Below are 20,029 nucleotides of genomic sequence, written 5' to 3'. Positions count from 1 at the left end.
TATCTTATTCAAAGATAGTGAAAGGTGAGTGTAATGACAAATGAAAACGCAGTTTTCGAATTTGTCATTGCCGAACCGCATCCTATCTTATTCAAAGATAGTGAAAGGTGAGTGTAATGACAAATGAAAACACAGTTTTCAAATTTGTCATTGCCAAACCGTATCCTATCTTATTCAAAGATACTGAAAACAATCAAAATCCTATTATAAACAGGGCTTAAATTATCTCAATCCCCTGCTCCTCGCAAAGCCGCAACCCCAAGTCCTTCAGCTTGAACTTCTGTATCTTGCCGCTTCCCGTCATGGGGAACTCCTTGACGAAGAAGATGTACTTCGGAATCTTGTAGCGCGAGATTTTGCCGATGCAGAAGTCGCGCACGTCCGATTCGTGCATGTCCACCCCTTCGTGCAGGATGATGAAGGCACCCACAGCCTCGCCGTACTTCTTGGAGGGGATGCCTGCCACTTGCACGTCCTTCACGCCTTCCAGCTGGTAGAGGAACTCCTCTATCTCGCGCGGGTAGATGTTCTCGCCACCCCGGATAATCATGTCCTTGATGCGTCCCGTGATGCGGTAGTTGCCATCCTCGTCCATTACGCCGAGGTCGCCGGAGTGGAGGAAGCCGTTCTTGTCTATCACTTCGGCGGTGGCATCGGGGTTCTTGTAGTACCCCTTCATGGTGTTGTAGCCGCGGTTGCACATCTCGCCTTGCACGCCCGGTGGGCACTCTTCGCCGGTCTCGGGGTCGATGACCTTCACTTCCGTGTGCTCGAAGTCACGGCCTACGGTGTTGCAGCGCACCTCGAACGGGTCGTCCAGACGGGTGGCGGTCATGCCGGGCGAGGCTTCGGTCAGCCCGTAAACGCTGGTCACCTTCATGTACATCTTCTCCTCCACCTGCTTCATCAGTTCCACGGGGCAGAGGGAGCCTGCCATGATACCTGTGCGCAGGCTCGACATGTCGAACATGTCGAACATCGGGTGGTTCAGCTCGGCGATGAACATGGTGGGCACACCATAGAGTGCCGTGCAACGCTCCTTGTGGATGGAGGCGAGCACCACCAGCGGGTCGAAGCGCTCTACCATCACCTCCGTGCAGCCGTGTGTCAGGCAGTTCATGGTGGCAAGCACCACGCCGAAGCAGTGGAACAGCGGCACGCAGACGCAGAGCTTGTCGTCGGCGGTGAATTTCATGTGTTCGCCCGTCAGGTAGCCGTTGTTGGCGATGTTGTAGTGGGTCAGCATCACGCCCTTTGGAAACCCGGTGGTGCCGGAGGTGTATTGCATGTTCACCACGTCGTGGCAGTTGACTTGACTTTTCAGCTCTTCCAGCCGGCTGTCCTCTATGTTGTTGCCTAAGAGGAGTATTTCGGAGGTGGTGTACATGCCCCGGTGCTTCTCCTGTCCCACGTAGATGACGTTCTTCATGCAGGGGAAGCGTTCGCTCTTCAAGTGTCTGCGCTGGCAGGTCTTCAGTTCGGGCAGCATGGTGTAGGTCATCTGCACGAAGTCGCTGTCCTTCTCGCCGTTGACGATGCAGAGGGTGTGCATGTCCGAGTTCTCACACAGGTACTCCAGTTCATGCTGCTTGTAGTTGGTGTTTACGGTGACGGCCACGGCTCCTATCTTGGCGCAGGCATAGAGGATGGTGAGCCAGTCGGGCACGTTGGCTGCCCACAGCCCCACGTGTGTGCCGTGCTCCACGCCGATGGCGGCGAGTCCTTTTGCCATGTCGTCCACACGCTTATTGAATTGGCTCCAGGTGAAGCGCAGGTTGCGGTCCGAGTAAACAATGTATTCTTTGTCGGGCGTGGTCTTCGCCCAATGTTCCAGCCATTGGCCGAGGGTACGTTCGTATAACATAGTAGCAATTGATAGTTGGTAGTTGACAATTGACAATTGTTGTTGGCAATAAAATAAGATCATCCATTCGTTGACAGGCAAACCGTTTCAGCCTGTCCCCGGTTGTTCCTTCTCTTAATTGTCAATTATCAATTGTCAATTGTCAATTGAATTTAGATCGGTGTATAAATCACTGCCAGTATCTTCGCCGCCTGTCCTTGGTAGGCATGCACGTGGTGGGGCACGATGGAGTCGTAGTAGATGCTGTCGCCTTCTTCAAGCAGATAGGTGTGCTTGCCGTAGCTGATTTCCATGGTACCTTCCATCACCAGAATGAACTCCTCGCCTTCGTGTGAGGAGAGTACGAAATCATTGTCGTTCGTGGCGGCCACATCAATGATGAACGGTTCCATGTGACGGTCCGCCTTCGATTTGGAAAGGGAGTGGTATTCCATGTGCTTGCGGCTGTGGATGGCGTTGTTGGAGAAGCTGATGCTGTTCGTTGCCTCCTGTTTGCGGCATACCACCGGGCCGGTCTCATCCTGGTCGTCCAGAAATGTGCCGAGGCGTACGCCCAGTACGCGGGCTATCTTGATGAGGGGTGCCAATGAAGGAAGGTCGATGTTGTTCTCTATGCGTTCAATCTGCTCGATGGCGAGTCCCGAACGCTGTGCCAGTTCTTCCATGCTGATGGACTGGGTTTCGCGGAGTGCTTTGATTTTCTCTCCTACAATCTTGCTTGCATCCATAATGATTCTTTTCGGTCTAAAGTTATGATTTAATGTTGGTAAACTGCAAAAATAAGGTAAACTTTTACTTGTTGCAACATTCTTGGTGGAAAAGTTTGTTTTGACTACATAGCTTTTTAATTTAAAATGCAAGGATTTGTGGGTGCTGAGTTATAAATATTTACATTAGATCATTCCCTCTTGAGAATCTTGTTCCCAGCTTTGCTTTCTGCTTGCGTCTTGTCCGGCCCTTTTCTGCTCCATGGTTTCTTCGGTGTTTCTTCGGACGTTCTTCGGACATTCTTCGGTCCTAGGGAGTGGAGTTTGTCCGAAGAACGTCCGAAGCCGAATAGGTCCTGATAGGGGTCGGACAGGGAGCAGGTAGGAGGAATAGGAAGAAAAGGAGGAAAGGCTGTTTCTTCACCAAAATGTGCCGACTTTAGAATGCGTGAGGGAAAATATTTTACATTCCGAAGAATTGGACGCTTTTCTCAATGTCGCTTTCACATCCGTTGCCCATCGGACGCTCCGGCGGCAGAATCAAATACATGCTCTTTTTTTAGAACTTCGCAAGCATCCGGTGTGCCGCTGCGGTTTTCTCATTTGAAGTCTGTTTTCCCTGTTTCCCTTCTATCATCCCCCTGACTGCTTTGTGGGGCTTCCTCTTGCCAAATTGCTGTCTTTGGTTTGTCTTTTATCTATATATTGTTATAAAAAGGTTTCTATTTGTCAGTATTTTCAATAAATAGCTATGTATAATATGTCGAATTTATTTTTTTTAGTGGATTATTGTTTGTATATTAAATATTATATATATCTTTGCGGCGTTATTAATAAATCAAAATAGGTTTTAGAAAGTGTTTAACTTTTAAAAAAAAGAGAGAATATGAAAGAAAGATTAGTAATGTTACTCGCTTGTTTATGGCTCGGCATCGGCTTGTCCATCGCCCAGACGCCTAAGACAATCGTAGGAGTCGTGACTTCGGCAGACGATGGAGAACCTGTAATAGGCGCGTCTGTATTAGTAGAGGGAACTACTGTGGGATCCATTACGGATGTGGATGGTAAGTTTGCAATCAGCAATCCTCCCGCAAGTGCCAAAACTCTGATTGTTTCTTATATAGGAATGAAGACGCAGAGAGTGGAGATTCAGCGCGGCAGTATGACAATCGTCTTGGTTTCGGATACGAAAGTGCTGGATGAAGTGGTGGTGACAGCCCAAGGGTTGAACCGCAAGCAGAAAGCGTTGGGGTATTCCACGCAGAAGGTGGCGGGTGAAGACCTGACCATTTCACGTCAGACCGACTTGGGCAATGCCATGGCCGGTAAGGTGTCGGGTGCCCGTTTCATCGGTGGTGCCAGTGCCGGTTTCGATGCAGGTACCATTATTCTTCGTGGGGCGGCTACCATTCCTTCCGGTTCGTCATCGGACAATCCGGCCAACGAACCTATCTATGTGGTGGATGGTACGATTGCCAACAAGAACTCGGTGAACATGGATGACGTGGAGAGCATCAACGTGCTGAAAGGCCCTGCCGCTACGGCACTTTACGGTTCGCGCGGCGGTGCGGGTGCCATCATCATCACCACTAAATCGGGAAAGAATGAGAAAGGTACTTTGGAAGTAAGCCATACGTTGCAGGCCGAAACTTATTACAACCACTTCGACATGCAGAGATTGTACGGTGGTGGCGGATATGGCGGTACAGAAGCAGGTAACCGTGCTCAAGATCTTTACGACCTGTATGATGGAAACATTCCCGGTCTGCAGGGGGCTTATGTTTACGACTACGGTGAAGATACCTCCTGGGGTGCCGCTTACGACCCGTCAGTGAAATATGTAACTCCGCTTTCACTTGACGAGACCAGCAGCCATTACGGCAAGCCCGCTGCCTGGCAACATGGGTTGGACTTGAAGGACCTTTACCGTACGGGGTTGACCAATACCACGAATGTGTCGTTCTCCAAGAGCGTGAAAGATTTCAGCACGCGCGTATCTTTCACCAATAGCTACCGTACCGGTGTGCAGCCCAATTCGGATGCCATCCGTCGTTTCCTGGGTGTCAAGACCAACTTCAAGCCCACTCCGTGGATGAATGTTTCTTTGGACTATAAATACACCTATCGTCAGAACCACAATGCTGCAGAAAGCGGATACAGCGGTGCCCGTACCGTGTTGCAGGAATATACCCAATGGGGACAGACCAACGTGAACCTGAAAGATTACAAGGACTATAAGCGTCCGGACGGTTCTTGGAGAGCTTGGAACATCTCGAGCGTAAACAACCAACGGGCCCTGTTCCATGACAACCCGTATGCGCTGTTCCATGAATACAACCACCGTACGGTTTACCAATGGAACGTGTTCAGCGGCGACGTTTCCATCGACCTTCCCTATAACCTGAAGGCAGGAGTACGTGTCAACGGAAACATCCGTAACTACAAGCTGGAACGTGAGCGTCCTTCCGGTTCCATCAACTTCAAATCGAACTATCGTCAGGACCAGAACAGCCTGATAGACCTGACCGTGCAAGGCCGCTTGACTTGGGGACAATCTTTCCTGAAAGACAAGCTGACCGTGGATGCCGCCTTGTTTGCTGAAACGCGTGACTATTCATACGACAACCTGTATGCCTACACCAACACGAATTACGACTTGTCGGTTGACAAGTATTATAATCTGGCAGGTTCGTCCGGTACCATCGCACAGGCTTTCAATGAGAAGATACACTATAAAGAACGCAGTATCTATGCTACGGCTACCTTAGGATGGGATGACACTTACTTTCTGGATGGCTCCATCCGTAACGATATGTCCTCTACCTTGAGCCCTAACCACAACAGCTACTGGTATGGCGGTCTTTCCGCTTCCATACTGGCACACAATTGGATAGACGCTGATTGGCTGAGTTTCTGGAAACTGCGCGCCAGTGCGGCACAGGTAGGCTCCACGCTCAGCGCATACAATATCTATCCTACTTATACGCTGGGTACCAACTATGGCTCACATGTCACGATGTATGAACCGGCTTCCATGAAGAACTATAACATCGAGCCTTCTATCTCCACCTCCTACGAAGTGGGTATGGAATTCCGCCTGTTCAACAATCGCTTGTGGGGTGATTTCAACTACTATACCCGCGACGACAAGAATCAGATTATCTCTGTGACATCCGCTCCCCAATCCGGATATTCCACCCGTAAGATGAATGCCGGTTTGATTCGCAACCGCGGTATCGAGCTGAGCCTGGGCGGTATGCCTGTCTCTACCAAAGACTGGAAGTGGGAAATGAACTTCAATATTGCCAAGAACAACAACGAGCTGGTGAGACTGGCCGAAGGAATTGATTCTTATTCCATGTATTGGACATCGTTCTCCACCCGTCTGTACAACTACGCCATCGTGGGCAGATCGCTTGGTGTGATAACGGGTAATACTTGGGAGCGCGACGACAACGGCAACATCATCTTCCGCAAATTGAGCGATAAGCAGAAGGCGCTGTACGGCGGTGAATATGTGCCGACCTACAACCAGCACACGTTGGACGAGCTGGGTAACTTCCATCCCGATTTCACCGGTGGATTCAATACCAGCATCAGTTTCAAGAACTTCCGCCTTTCGGCCAATATCGATTTCTCCGTAGGAGGCCAGATTGCTTCATACACCAACATGTGGGGTAGCTACAGCGGTATCCTGGGCAAGACGGCTGCCATCAACGACCGGGGTGTCAATGTGCGTGAGCCGGTAAGCCAGGGTGGTGGTATTCACATGACCGGTGTGGACCAGGACGGCAACAAGGTAGATACATACGTCAATGCCAAGTTGTATTATTCGACGGCTTCCAACGTATGGGAAGAGTGGGTGTACGACCGTACCTACGTGAAACTCCGTGAAGTGTCGTTGTCATATACCGTTCCGACACAGGCCTTGAAGAAGCTGAATATCGGATTGAGCCGCGCCAGTGTGTCGGTGAACGCTTCCAATCCGTGGCTGATTTATTCGGCATGCCCCAATGTGGACGCATCCGAAATGGGTATGGGATATTTTGAAGGCGGTAATGCAGCAGCGACCCGTTCGGTAGGTTTTACCGTTAATCTTGCTTTTTAAACCATAAAACGAAAATCCATTATGAAATATATCAAAACATTATTCTTATCTCTCAGCCTTGCGACGGCATTCACCGCGTGTGACATGACTGATTTTGGCGATATCAACAAAGACCCCAATGAGCCGTCGGATGCTAATGCAGGTATGTTGTTCACATACGCCTGCACTTATGTGAAGTATTTCTCTCTGAACTCTAACTATTACTATCCGTGGACGCAGATGTATCCCGGTTATATGTCGGAGAAAAACAACAACCAGTATGGCGCGTTTGGTGGTCCCACGTTCGGCACCAATTCCTATTACCTCTACCCGCTGAAAAACTGCAAGAAGATTATCGACTTCAACAGCGATGAGGCGACAAAGAACGAGCCGTCCATCGTGCAATTTGGTGACAATGCCAACCAGATTGCGGTGGCACGCACGTTGATGGGATTCATCTATATGCACCTGACCGATGCACTGGGACCCATTCCCTATACGGAAGCGTTTCAGGCGGACGACGATAACTTCACTCCGGTGTTCGATTCACAGGAAACGGTTTATGCCAAATTGGATGCCGACCTGAAGGAAGCATACAGCCAATTCAACGAAAGCGGTTCGGTGAGCACGGCCGACATCCTGTATGACGGTGACATCCGTGCCTGGAAGAAGTTGAACGCTTCCATCCGTATGATGCTTGCCATCAAGCTGGCGGATGTGGCTCCCGAAGAGGGTCGTGCCCGCTTTGCGCAGGCTTATGCCGACGGTGCCATCGAGGAAAACGCCTACAACCTGAACTATACGTTTGATGCGAATACGGTGGGTTATCTGTACTATAACGGTACAAACTATAACTACAACTTTGTGCCGAACAAATATTATGTCGATCAGCTGAAAGAGCTGAAGGACAACCGTCTGTTCCAGACTTGCTCCTTGATACCTTTTGGCAAGACGCAAGCGGAAGCCGGCGTGTCCGACGAAGATTTGAAGGACTTCGACAAGTATATCGGTATGCCGCTGGGTATCGAATCTTCCGAAGTGAGAAAATGGAACGAGATTTGCTGCTTCTACAATCCTTCGCTGACCCAGGTGGCTTCCACTTTCCCCATCATCACGGCTGCCCGCATGTTGCTCATCGAGGCCGAAGCCGCCCAACGTGGCTGGATTCAGGCCGATCCGGCAGCTCTTTATGAAGCCGGCATCAAGGCTTCGTTCGAACAATGGGGAGCTGAAGGCGCTGACGAATACATTGCCCAGGCTGCCGTTGCCTATACCGGCACAGATGCGGAGAAAATCGAAAAGATTGCCCTGCAACGTTGGATCAGCGGCTTCATGGCCGATGGTTTTGAAGCATGGTCCGACTGGCGCCGTTTCGACGTCCCGAAGCTGGAAGTAGGTCCTGTCTGCACCACTGTCAGCCATGTGCCCTACCGTCATCAGTATGACAGCGAAATCTACCAAGGCAATGTCGATAATTATGAAGCTGCCGTGAAGGCCGATTTGGATGGCAATGACACCCGCGACCAGCGTGTATGGTGGAACAAGAGGTGACACGACATAAATTCTCTTTTAAAATTTCATGGAAACAGAAGGAGGCGCTCTCAGTGATGAGGGTGCCTCCTTTGCTATACATGTTCTTTCTGCTTTGTCAGCTACTTGATAACGTTTTATCTTTCTCTACCTTTTCCAATAGTTTCAGTCCTTTGGCTTTTTCGTGCAGGAGGCTTATCAGTCCTGCTTTTTCCAGATAGGCGATGTAGGCGGGAAGGGTGTTCCGGCTGATGTCGAGGTCACGTTCCAGCTTGGAGTAGTTGGGCTTGAAGGGGACGCCTTGCGCCAGTACGTAGAGCAGCTTTTTCAGTTTTGCCGATGAGGTGATGTTCATTTCGGCGAACAGGGGGATGTCCACTTCTATCATCTGCCGGATGACGCTGCGCAGGCGTAAGCTGAATTCCGTGTCTTGAAAGAAAGGGTAGTAACCGCTCGTGAGGTACTCCTTGAAGAGCCTTAGCGGGCGTTCCTCTTCGTAGGGGAACTGCACTTTGCCTGCCAATATCTCTTGCAGCGTGTAGGGCGGGAGGTTCCATCCCTTCGATAGCGTTTTGCATGATGGATTGTGCAAGATTTGATGAAAATTGCATAATGGAACGTGCAATTCTTCCTGTTTCCTGCACGGTGCATTGTGCAATTAGGCAACGTGGGCCCGATATAAGGAAAGGGAACAAAGCCGGCTTTGTTCCCTTATTACCCTGTTTACTTGTTGACTTCCCGTCAACGGATTCTTTTTTACCTACCTATTTATAGGGCCTTCCAATGGTCTTTCAACCCGGTTGTTTATCGTTTCAGATTGGGGTTCTTTTCCACTTCGGTAGGCGGATAGTTGTGATAGATGGAGGCATCGCCGTTCCAAGCGGCGGTTACCGACATCTCTTCCTTCGCCGTCACGTTGGCTTTCAGCGTGTAGGTGAAGGGGTTGCCGTCTTTATCCACGCTGTGGGTCAAGGTTCCGGCGGGTACCAATACCTCGCTTTGGGCGCCGGCACGGTAGTCGTAAGCCTCTTTGATGCGGTTCATGCGGAACTCGTCGGCACGGCGGGTTACCATTGCCAGCACGTAGCCAGCCACTTCATAGCCGTGCTCGTTGTAGGCGGCTTCGGCAAGCTGGTCGGCGCTCATGGCGTCTACTGCCTGCACGGCGGCGGGGTCTGCGTAGGCACGTTCGCGCACTTGCTTCAAGGCAGCTTTGGCGGCACTCAGGTCACCACCCGAACGGGCAGCCGATTCGGCATACCAGCAGAGTACTTCGGAGTAGCGAATCAACTGGTGGCGCTTGTTGATGCACATACCGCTCCAGAAAGGTTTGGTATAGTCGTAGGGATCGGCTGCGGGACCGTCGACATCGTTGACGGTGAAGGCGACGAACATCGGGCGGAAATCGGGAACGGCGTTGTTCTCTCCGTTGTAGGCCTCGCCGTCGGTGGTTGCCCACCAATCCACTACCTCACCGTTGTTCAGGCGAATCATTTTGGCATATACGGCATCTTTGCGCGGACCGTCGGGATAGTTCTTCCAGTAGCGGCGTTCGGCAAGGAAGTCGCCCCATCCGTTCAATTTGCCGGACTGGTGGCAGGATGAAAGCTGTGAGTCGTATCCCGACCAACCGCCGGGCGTGGCATTGTAGTCGATGCCCAGCAGGGTCTCGAAGTGGTGGTTGTTGCCATAGGAGAAGACTTCTTCGTAAGCATCGAGCAATCCATGGGGATAGGTGCCGTTGTTTACGCCGTCAATGACCTCTTTCGCCTTGGCGGCTGCCTGGACATACATTTCGGTCTTGTTCAATGGGAAGCCTGCCATCGACATATAGACGGCGGCAAGCGTGGCTTTCACGGTCTGTCTGGAGACGTAGATGTTCTGTCCGTCGATGGAACGGTTGGCGGCGGTGTACTTGGCGGGCAGGTTGCACTTCTCGGCTTCGCTCAGGTCGGCAAGGATTTGTGTGTAAATCTCTTCAACCGATGTCAGCGGTGTGGTGTTGTTGTCGGGCACGTTGTGCAGAATCAGGGGTAGCGGGCCGAACACGCGCACCAGGTTGAAGTAGGCGTAAGCGCGCCAATAGTAAGCCTGTCCCATGGCGATGCTGATCTCTTCGGCGCTCGTCTTGGCGTTGGCGGCGTTGTCGATAATTAGGTTGGACGCCTTGATGATGTTGTAGAAACGGCTCCAGGTGTCGTTCAAGCCTTTGGAGTCGGTCGGGACCTCGTATGCGTCGGCAGAGAGGTAAGCGGCTTTGTTGGAGCCGGTGGTCGAGGTCACGTCATCACCCTGACACTGCACAATCATCGGGTTGGAGTTGCACTGGTACTCCTGCACCTTGCTGTAGAGGGCATAGACGCTCATGTCCAGTTCTGCTTGGTTGGAGAAATAGGTGTCGGGAGTCAGTTTCCCTTTGGGGTCTTCGGTCAGGAAGTCGCTGCAAGAGGTTGTCGCCAAGATGGATGCGGCAAGCAGGCAGCCGGATAATATTTTATTTTTCATACTGTATTAATGATTAGAAGTTCATGCGTACACCAAATGTAAATGTTCTCGGAGTGGGATAGGTACCGGTGTCGATACCGTTGGAGCGGTCGCCTTCGTCGCTGCTGAACGAGAAGCCTGCGGGATTGGAACCTTTATAGCCGGAGATGGTGAAGAGGTTCTGCACGCTGAAGCTGAGACGCAGGTCGGCAAACTTCGTGATGTTCTTCGGAAGGTCATAGGCAAGTGTCACGTTCTCGCAACGGAAGTAGCTGGCGTTTTCCACCCACTTGGTGGAGTTGCCCAAGTATTGGTTGTTTTCCACTTTCGGGTTAGGCATCGTCTTGCCAATCTCGTCGATGAAGCCGGCATCGGTGAACATGCGCGAGTTACCAATCATGGAGTTCATGGCAAACCGGAGTGCGTTGAGGCGCTGTACGCCGAATGCCGAGTTGAAGAAGGCGTTCAGAGAGAAGTTCTTGTAGCGGATGGAGTTGTTCCAACCCAACGTGAAGTCGGGAGTGGCTTTGCCCAGTACGGCACGGTCATCGGAAGAGGGGGTGCGTGTCACATCGCCGTTGGCGGTATAGTAGGTGTCATATCCGTCTTTGTCAATGCCTGCCCAACGGTAACCGTAGAATGTACCGATGGCTTCACCCTCTTTGATGATGGTGGATTCCGTGACGATAGACTGGAACGAACCGCCGTAGATGATGGGTTGCTGTGCGGTCAGCTTCTCTACCTTGTTCTTCAGGTAGGTGCCGTTCAGGGTCGTTGACCAGCTCCAATCCTTGCTCTGGATGATGTTGGCGGTCAGCGAGACATCGAAACCTTTGTTGGCAACCTCTCCGGCGTTGATAAGGTAGCTGGTTCCGCCCAGGTAGTTGGCGAGCTGGGTGGTCAGCAATGCGTCGGAAGTCTTCTTGCTGAAGAAGTCGAAGCTCAGGTCGATGCGGTTGTTGAAGAGGCCGAGGTCGATACCGAAGTCAAACTGTTTCGTCTTTTCCCATTTAATGTCGGGGGTGGCGATGGAGTTGGACCAGTAACCGGTCACGCCGTTGGAGGTGCCGAAGTAAGTGGTGGTGGCGTTCAGCAGGGCAAGGGTAGAGTAGGGAGCGATGTCCTGGTTACCGATGATACCGTAGCTGGCACGTACCTTCAGGTTGCTGACGGCATCGCGGTATTTCTCCATGAACGATTCGTTGGAAACCGTCCAAGCCGCGGCAACAGAGGGGAAGTAACCCCATTTGTTGTTGGTGAAGCGGCTGGAACCGTCGGCACGGAACGTTCCGGTCAGCATGTAGCGGTTGTCGTAGTTGTAGATGACACGGCCCACACCTGAGAGCAATGCCCAGTCGGAATAGGAGTTGGAAGCGTCGCGGGTCATTGCGTTCTTCACGTCCCACCAACCTACGGATTCGGCTTGCAGGTTGCTGCCGTTGATGCCCATGGCGCGTGTGTCGCTCTTGGTGGCTTCCCATACGCCGGTCACGGTGAGGAAGTGCTTGTCCGCCCAGTCGTGAATCCAGGTGATGTTGTTGGACGACTGGAGCAGCATGCGCTGGTTGTTGCTGTTGCTCATGTCGTTGTTCTTGCCGGCGGTGGTGATGAGGGGCGTGAAACTGTAGCCGGTGCTGTTGTAGTAGTCCACGCCGTTGCTTGTTGTGAACGTCAGTCCTTTCAGCAGGTTGAATCGGAGGTCGATGTGGCCGCTGAACACGTCGCGGCGGCGTTCGTTATCCTTGCTGGCGATGATGCCCCGTGCGTTTTCCTGGATGGTGCAGTAGGGATCCCATGTATAGTAGCCGTTCTTGTCGAACATGTCCATGGTAGGAGAGGAGTTGAAGGCAATCCACAACGGGTTGTAGCCGCCCATCTCCAGTCCGCCGATGCCGTGGCCGATGCTGTGTGACGCGTTGATGTCCACAGTCAGATCCAGCCATTTGCTCATGCTTGTCTTGAAGTTTGCCTTGGCGGAGTAGCGTTCGTAGCTTGTTTTGTCAATAGTGCCTTCGTGCTTCATGTAGTTGGCTGAAAAGTAGCTTTGCACGGCTTCGGAACCTTTGGAGAGCACTAACTTGTAGTTCTGGGTAACGCCCGTGCGGAATATCTGGTCTTTCCAGTCGATGCCCGGTTTGGTGCCGTTCAGGTAGTCGGTCAGGTCGCTTTGCGGGATGCCTGCATAGTCAACCAATGCCTGCGCGTATTCCTTGGTTCCCATCATTTCGGGGAGGTTGGTGGCATTGGAGACACCTACGGCAGCGTCGAAGGTGATGGTGCTCTGTCCCTTCACACCGCCCTTGGTGGTGATGATGACTACACCGTTGGCGCCGCGCGAACCGTAGATGGCGGTAGAGGAGGCGTCCTTCAATATCTGCATGCTCTGGATGTCTTCGGGGTTGATGCCTTCAAGGCCCGATTCGCGTACCATGCCGTCCACCACATAGAGCGGGTCGTTGCTCTTGTTGATGGAGTTGTTACCGCGGATACGGATTTTCACCGAACCGCCGGGAATACCGTCGCTCACTACGTTCACACCGGCAACACGTCCTTGCAGGGCGTCGCTCACCTGCGTGATGGGCTGGTCCTTGAAAGCCTTGTTATCCATTACGGCTACCGAACCGGCAAGGTCTGCCTTGCGCACGACACCATAACCGATGACAACCACTTCGTCCAGCGTTTCGCTGTCTTCGCTGAGTTTTATCCGCAGGGTCTGCTGTCCGTTGACGGCAACTTCCTGGGTCTTGTAACCGATATAGGAGAAAACCAACGTGGCGTTGTTGGCTACATTCAAGGTGAATCTACCGTCAATGTCGGTAATGGTTCCGTTGTCGGTGTTTCCTTTTTGTACGACGTTTACACCAATCAGAGGTTCGCCGTTCATGTCCGATACGGTACCGGTCACCTTCATGGTCTGTTGGGTTACCGCATACGCTGTGTAATCGGGAACCGGATTGGCAAACATGTTTCCACCGGTCATCAGTAATCCCGTTGCGAACAGGATTGTTTGGAGAGACCGTTTCTTTCCTTTTTCCATAAGTAATAAATTAGAGTTGAACAATTTTTATTTATCACGGTCACATTGCCATGTCTCTTTTTTTTTGAGACTGTGACCGATGGCGCAAAAGTAGGATAAGGCGAGCGAAGGAGAATTCAAAAAATAACTATTTAATTTTCAAAAATGAATAATAATGTCTGTAAAACCCCCTTTTTACGTTATTTCTGGGAACTTGCTTCTTTTTGAAAGGGCAAAAGAAACTGAAACTTGGTTCCCATTTTGTTTGCGCCTATGGAATTAAAAACTACCTTTGCGATAAAGTTTGTTATCTGATTATATTATGAAAATTGTGGAACTTTTATTATATAGAGTGGTCTGTCTGCTCCTCTTTTTCTTGTTTTGTTCCTCCACATCATTCTGCGCTGGTCACTATTTCTATAAACAGTTGACTTTGGATGCGGGACTTCCTACTACTCTTAGTTGCATATTTGCCGATACTCGTGGTTTTATCTGGACTGGCACTCAGGCAGGATTAGGCCGTTTTGACGGACATGAATATAAACGCTATGTCCATAGGCAGGGAGACGCCGCTTCGTTGCCCGGCAATCAGATATTTCAAATCATGGAAGACAGGCATCGCAACCTGTGGATACTGACGGATGGGGGAGTGACTTTTTATGATTATTACAGCAACCTTTTTACTACACTGACCGACGAGCAAGGGAATCCTTGTATGGTCTATTCCGTCTGCCAGTGGCATGAAAATGTGTTGTTTGGTGGGAAAGAGTGTATTTATAGGTATGATGAAGATACGCATCGGTTGAAGAAACTATACCGGTTGGAGCATGCGGAAGGCTTTTCGATTATACGTATGGCGGCTATCTCATCTGATATACTGTTGTGTGCCAGCAGATGGAAAGGTGTTCTCGCTGTAGATATGAATACCGGATGTTCCACGCCTATGTTTGCAGATTGTGGCAAAGAGATTGTAGAATTGTTTGTTGATTCGCGGAAACGGATTTGGGTAGCTCCTTATAACCAGGGGGTGTATTGCTACTCTTCTGACGGACGGTTGCTTGCCTCCTATACCACCCGCAACTCGGAACTGGGAAGCGACATTGTCATCTGCATCGCTGAACGTGAAGGGCAAATCTGGCTGGGAACCGACGGCGAGGGTATCGATATTTTGGAACCGGAACAGCGTCGTTTCACCCATTTGAGGCATGTCTTGGGGGAGAAACTCTACTCTTTGCCCACCAATTCCATCAATTGTCTGCACTGCGACCCATACGGCAATGTCTGGACAGGCGGGGTCTATAACGGGCTTATTAGTGTCAGGCTGGCCACCATGAGGACATATACGGATGTTCCGTGGAACAGCCATTGGGGACTGAGCCATAGCATCGTTTTGTGCCTTCATCCGGAAACTCCCGACCGGATATGGATAGGCACCGATGGGGGAGGACTGAGCTGCTTCAATCCCGAAACGAAACGATTCACCCACTATCCCACTACGCGGAAGGACAAGATTACTTCCATCTGCGAGTTCGCTCCGAACAAGTTGTTGCTTTCGCTCTTTGCCGACGAGCTTTTTGTCTTTGACACGCGCACGGGTGTCAAGACTCCTTTTAAGGTCATTGACGAAAAGACTTCCAAGATTATTTCCCGAAGCGGCTATTCCGTCTATCTCTATCGGAATACGCCCCATACCATATTGATATTGAGCGACCACGTCTATGTTTATGATTTGGAGAAACGCTCCTTTTCCGTTGCTCAAGAAGAAAAAGAGAACCTCGTCAGCTGGGGTACGTTGCAATCTGTTTGTCATGACGAGGATCACACCTACCTATTCGACATCGAGCGTATCTATGTACTTGACCACCGAACCTTGTCGCTGAAGGAATTGTTTGCCAGTGGAGATGACATGCAAATCAATGCCGTGGTCCGTGACGGACAGGGTGATTTCTGGATAGGCAGCAATCAGGGACTTAGCCGCTATTCGCCTCATGACGGGAAGCTGGAACCGGTGAGTACGAATCTGTTTATTGCGGTCTCTTCGTTGGTGTTCGGTCCCGGCGGCGAACTTTGGATAGGGGCTGAAAACCGGCTCTTCACCTATTTGCCTGTTGAAAACCGCTTCATCTTGTTCGGCGAATCGGATGGAGTGATTTCCAACGAATACCTACCGCGTCCTAAGTTGGTGACCGAAAACAATGATATCTATATAGGAGGCGTGAGGGGATTGCTCCACATCAGCGACAAATGGAATACGAAGCTGACCTATTCGCCGGAACTGCAATTGTCGGGCATCATTCTCAACGGACAATCGGTCAATAGGCGGATGGAGGCAAGCGAGGTGCTCAGTGTGCCGTGTAACAGCAATATCACCATCCGGCTGATGACGAAAGAGGAGGACATCTTCCGGCAGAAACTCTACCGATATCGCATTGTGGGACCGAACAGCCACTATATGGAATCGTATAACGCAGAACTGGAGATGCGTGCGCTTCGTCCCGGTAACTACCGAATCATGGCTTCGTGCATGGCCAAGGACGGAAGCTGGATACCGGAGCGGGTAATGCTGAGGCTGAAGGTGCTACCTCCCTGGTATCAGACGTGGTGGGCGATAGGGGGATGTTGTATGCTGGTATGTGCGTTTGCCGTAGGAAGTTTCAGACTGTTGCTGAAAAGCAAGGATCGCAAGATGAAGTGGGCGATGAAAGAGCACGAACAGCAGTTGTATGAAGAGAAAGTCCGTTTCCTGATTAATGTCAGCCATGAGTTGCGTACTCCGCTGACGTTGATTTATGCCTCTTTGCACCGGATGCTGAAAGTGCTGTCGCCTGAAAACGAACAATACCGCTCCTTGGCTATCATCTACCGGCAGTCGAAGCGAATGAAAGTTTTGATAGATACCGTGCTTGATGTGCGCAAGATGGAAGTGGGAGAAGTCAGGATGCACATGCAGCCTTGCAACTTGAATGAGTGGATAAAACACATCTCACAGGATTTTGCCGATGAAGGAAAAGCGGTGCAGGTGGACTTTGTCTATCACCTTGACTTGCGGATAGGAATGGTGGATTTGGATAAGGATAAATGCGAAATAGTGCTGAACAACTTGTTGATTAACGCACTGAAGCAAAGTCCACAGCATTCGACGATAACCATCACATCGGAATTGTTGGACGAAAGCGACGCGGTACAGGTGTCCGTATCTGATCAAGGGGGCGGATTGCGGCAGGTGGATATGAAGAAGCTGTTTACCCGCTTTTATCAGGGAAATAGTGGAAAGCAGGGAACCGGCATCGGATTGTCTTATTCCAAAATACTGGTGGAACAGCACGGAGGTAGCATGGGTGCCCACAACAACGATGGGCGGGGTGCCACGTTCTTCTTCCGTCTGCCGTTGAAGCAGGAGCAAGATGAAGTGGCATGCAAGGCGGGCGCTTATCTGAATGAACTGATGGAAGACGAAGAGAACGAAAGCATGCCTGAACAAGCCGGATTCGACCTTTCGGCATACAGCATATTGGTGGTGGACGATCATCCGGACATGATCAGTTTCTTGAAGGAGTCGCTGGGCGGGTACTTCAAGCGGGTATTCACTGCGCTTGATGGAGTGGAGGCGTTGCGGCTGCTGAAAACCAATATGCCCGATATTGTGGTTAGCGATGTGATGATGCCCCGTATGAACGGTTATCGGCTGTGTGCCGAAATCAAGAAGGATGTCGATATCAGCCATATCCCAGTCATATTGCTGACCGCCCGTCACAATGAACAGAGCCAGCAAGACGGTTATAAAAACGGGGCTGATGGCTATCTGATGAAACCTTTTGACATCGATACGCTGGTGGCATTGTTGCGCAACCGGTTAAAGGACCGTGACGCCGTCTGCAGGCGCTACATGGCTGTCGGATCCTTGCCTGTTCCCGAAGAGGTGACGTTCAGCCGGGCGGATGAAAGTTTCCTCTTCCGGTTGAACAAAATTGTTGAAGAAAACCAAGCGAACACGCTGCTGGATATAGCCTTCATTTGCAAGGAGATGGGCATGAGCCGTGCTTCCCTTTACAACAAGCTGAAAGCCTTGACCGGTATGGGTACCAACGAATATGTCAATAAGTTTCGTATGGAAAAGGCTGTACAGCTGATTAATAACACCGATTTGCCTTTTGCCGATATTGCTGAGAAAGTAGGCTTTGCCACCTCTTCCTATTTCAGTACCGCCTTTAAACAATACATGGGGGAGACGCCTACACAATATAAAAAAAGAATCAAGCAGAAGCAAGAGGATGCTTCCGACTCTCATCCGCATGCCATTCCGGATTTAGCTGCCTCTTCCGATTCCCTGTCGGTTCGTGAGTAGCCTGAATATCCCGATACATAAAAAAGATGAGGGTGTGCCGGAGAACGGCCTCACCCTCATCTTTCATTTCTTTTGCTGTAAGCGAATTACTTACGCAATCCGAGTTCTTTAACGATGGCACGATATCTGTTGATGTCGCGATCCTTCAGGTAGTTCAGCAACGCACGGCGTTTACCTACCAACATTGTCAAAGCTCTCTCTGTGCTATAATCCTTTCTGTTGAGCTTCAGGTGCTCGGTCAGATGGGCAATACGGTAGGAGAACAAAGCTATCTGAGACTCAGCTGATCCAGTATCAGTGTTGGACTTTCCGTACTTGCCGAAGATTTCTTGCTTCTTAGCAGCGTCTAAATACATAACGTTAATTTAATAAATGTTTATGATAAGATTATTCCCTTTCGGGGCTGCAAAGATAGAGATAAACTTTCATATCGCAATGATATCCATTGTTTTTTATCACGGATTTTTCATTTATGGGAGTTAAAGGGGGGGGGGAAGCCCACAGCCCTTTCATGCAAAGGCGTTTTCATTTTTCAGACGCGGATTCAGCGGATTGGGCGGATTATTTATGTAACTGATAAAAATAAAATCCGCTTAATCCACTCAATCCGCGTCTGAAAATCACTATAGTGCCTAAATAAAAGAGCCGTGAGCGAAAGCCGATATTTCAGCAACGGCATCCCGCACAAGCGTATCGGCTTTTCAACTCCCGAATAACTCCCGATAACTCCTTTTTCGCAATTCAATTCTGTTTGACTATAAAAATACATCTTTGTCCCTCGATAGGGGCGAAACAAACCTGCTGCTTTCTTTTTTGGGCACGGATTACACGGATTTACACGGTTTTCTTCTTTATTAATCCGTGAAATCCGTGCCTGATTTATATCGTTAGGATTGCCTTTTCCTCATTTCGACACAATCTCACTTTTTTATTCACTTAATTTTTTTATTTTATGGTATCTATCAAGGAATTATCAAAGTTTACCGCCAAGCAGGGTAAACAGGCGAAAAGCAAAATTTCGCAGAAAACAACGTTGCAGCCGTTTATGCAGGAAAACATCAACCGCATGTACGAACTGGGCAAGGTGCGCACCGGAGAGACCTACGCCTGTACACTCAACAGCTTCATGCGTTTCCGTCAAGGGAAGGATCTCTTCTGGCACGAGTTCGATGCCGATCTGCTGGTTTCCTACGAGGCATATCTCAAATCGACCGGCTTGAGTATGAACACCATTTCCTTCTACAACCGGATTTTGCGTGCCGTTTACAACCGGGCCGTGGAAAGGGGCCTGACCGTGCAGACATTCCCGTTCAAAGAGGTGTACACGGGAGTGGAGAAAACCATCAGGCGCGGATTGCCCGTAAAGATGATCCGCACCATCCGGAACATGGATCTGGCGGGCTGTCCGTGGCCGGACTTTGCCCGCGACATGTTTCTGTTCAGCTTCTATACCCGTGGCATGTCGTTTGTCGATATGGCATATCTGAAGAAGAACGACCTGAAAGACGGAGTCCTCACCTACCGGCGCAAGAAAACCGGACAGCGGCTTTGCATCCGGTGGGAACCATGTATGCAGGACATTCTCGATAAATATCCCATGCTTTCAAAATCCCCCTATCTGCTCCCCATCATTCGCGAGGTGGGAAAAGATGAGAGAAAGCAATACGACAATGCGCTGCATCTCGTCAACCGGAAACTGAAGTCTATAGGGAAGAAGCTGAAACTTCCCATCCCTCTTACCATGTATGTGGCGCGCCACTCATGGGCCACGGTGGCAAAAGCGCAAAACATACCGCTTTCCGTCATCAGTGAAGGAATGGGACACGATTCTGAAAACACAACGCTGATTTACCTGGCTTCACTCGATACGGCTGTCATTGATAAAGCCAATAAACGCATATTAAATCTGCTTTGAAGGAGGGGATTTTGGATCCATCTCTTACCAAGAGATGGATTAGACCACAAAGGTAGGACGTGCAATAGATATATCCAAATA

Annotated in this window: 10 protein-coding genes; 4 read left to right on the top strand and 6 right to left on the bottom strand. The window is 50.4% G+C overall.

What is annotated here, in order from left to right:
- Nucleotides 1-217: 217 nt before the first annotated feature.
- Both K2G43_RS01255 and K2G43_RS01250 read right to left on the bottom strand, forming a co-directional pair.
- Nucleotides 218-1,864, bottom strand: a complete 1,647-nt coding sequence (locus K2G43_RS01255) for an AMP-binding protein (protein WP_297645605.1) — start codon at nucleotides 1,862-1,864, stop codon at nucleotides 218-220.
- A gap of 152 nt (nucleotides 1,865-2,016) precedes the next feature.
- Complete coding sequence (locus K2G43_RS01250; RefSeq protein WP_297645603.1) at nucleotides 2,017-2,592, bottom strand: XRE family transcriptional regulator; 576 nt, start codon at nucleotides 2,590-2,592, stop codon at nucleotides 2,017-2,019.
- Between the two features lie 865 nt (nucleotides 2,593-3,457).
- Here K2G43_RS01250 and K2G43_RS01245 point away from each other — a divergent pair.
- Nucleotides 3,458-6,679, top strand: coding sequence for a SusC/RagA family TonB-linked outer membrane protein (locus K2G43_RS01245; protein ID WP_300152757.1), 3,222 nt, complete (start codon nucleotides 3,458-3,460; stop codon nucleotides 6,677-6,679).
- A gap of 21 nt (nucleotides 6,680-6,700) precedes the next feature.
- Nucleotides 6,701-8,209 carry a SusD/RagB family nutrient-binding outer membrane lipoprotein gene (locus K2G43_RS01240; protein ID WP_297644048.1) on the top strand — a complete coding sequence of 503 codons (1,509 nt, stop codon included), beginning with the start codon at nucleotides 6,701-6,703 and terminating at the stop codon, nucleotides 8,207-8,209.
- A 97-nt stretch (nucleotides 8,210-8,306) separates the two neighbouring features.
- On the opposite strand, the gene K2G43_RS01235 is transcribed toward K2G43_RS01240, so the two are convergent.
- The 3 genes from K2G43_RS01235 to K2G43_RS01225 form a co-directional block, all read right to left on the bottom strand.
- Entirely contained in the window at nucleotides 8,307-8,780 is a 474-nt protein-coding gene (locus K2G43_RS01235) for a hypothetical protein (RefSeq protein WP_297644049.1), read from the bottom strand.
- A gap of 212 nt (nucleotides 8,781-8,992) precedes the next feature.
- Nucleotides 8,993-10,693, bottom strand: coding sequence for a RagB/SusD family nutrient uptake outer membrane protein (locus K2G43_RS01230; RefSeq protein WP_297644050.1), 1,701 nt, complete (start codon nucleotides 10,691-10,693; stop codon nucleotides 8,993-8,995).
- 13 nt (nucleotides 10,694-10,706) lie between these two features.
- On the bottom strand, nucleotides 10,707-13,709 hold the full coding sequence (locus K2G43_RS01225; RefSeq protein WP_297644051.1) for a TonB-dependent receptor: 3,003 nt from the start codon (nucleotides 13,707-13,709) through the stop codon (nucleotides 10,707-10,709).
- Nucleotides 13,710-14,115: 406 nt separating this feature from the next.
- On the opposite strand from K2G43_RS01225, the gene K2G43_RS01220 reads away from it, so the two are divergent.
- Nucleotides 14,116-18,033 (top strand): response regulator, encoded by a 3,918-nt coding sequence (locus tag K2G43_RS01220; RefSeq protein WP_366524946.1) that lies wholly within the window; start codon nucleotides 14,116-14,118, stop codon nucleotides 18,031-18,033.
- A gap of 86 nt (nucleotides 18,034-18,119) precedes the next feature.
- On the opposite strand, the gene rpsO is transcribed toward K2G43_RS01220, so the two are convergent.
- The gene (rpsO, locus tag K2G43_RS01215) at nucleotides 18,120-18,389 is read right to left on the bottom strand and encodes a 30S ribosomal protein S15 (RefSeq protein WP_297644968.1); all 270 of its coding nucleotides are present in this window, start codon (nucleotides 18,387-18,389) and stop codon (nucleotides 18,120-18,122) included.
- Nucleotides 18,390-18,985: 596 nt separating this feature from the next.
- Here rpsO and K2G43_RS01210 point away from each other — a divergent pair.
- On the top strand, nucleotides 18,986-19,948 hold the full coding sequence (locus K2G43_RS01210; RefSeq protein WP_300152755.1) for a site-specific integrase: 963 nt from the start codon (nucleotides 18,986-18,988) through the stop codon (nucleotides 19,946-19,948).
- The last annotated feature ends 81 nt before the right edge of the window (nucleotides 19,949-20,029 follow it).

The organism is Bacteroides sp. (assembly GCF_029057325.1).
Taxonomy (GTDB): Bacteria; Bacteroidota; Bacteroidia; order Bacteroidales; family Bacteroidaceae; genus Bacteroides.
This window is presented reverse-complemented; position numbering and strand designations above follow the sequence as displayed.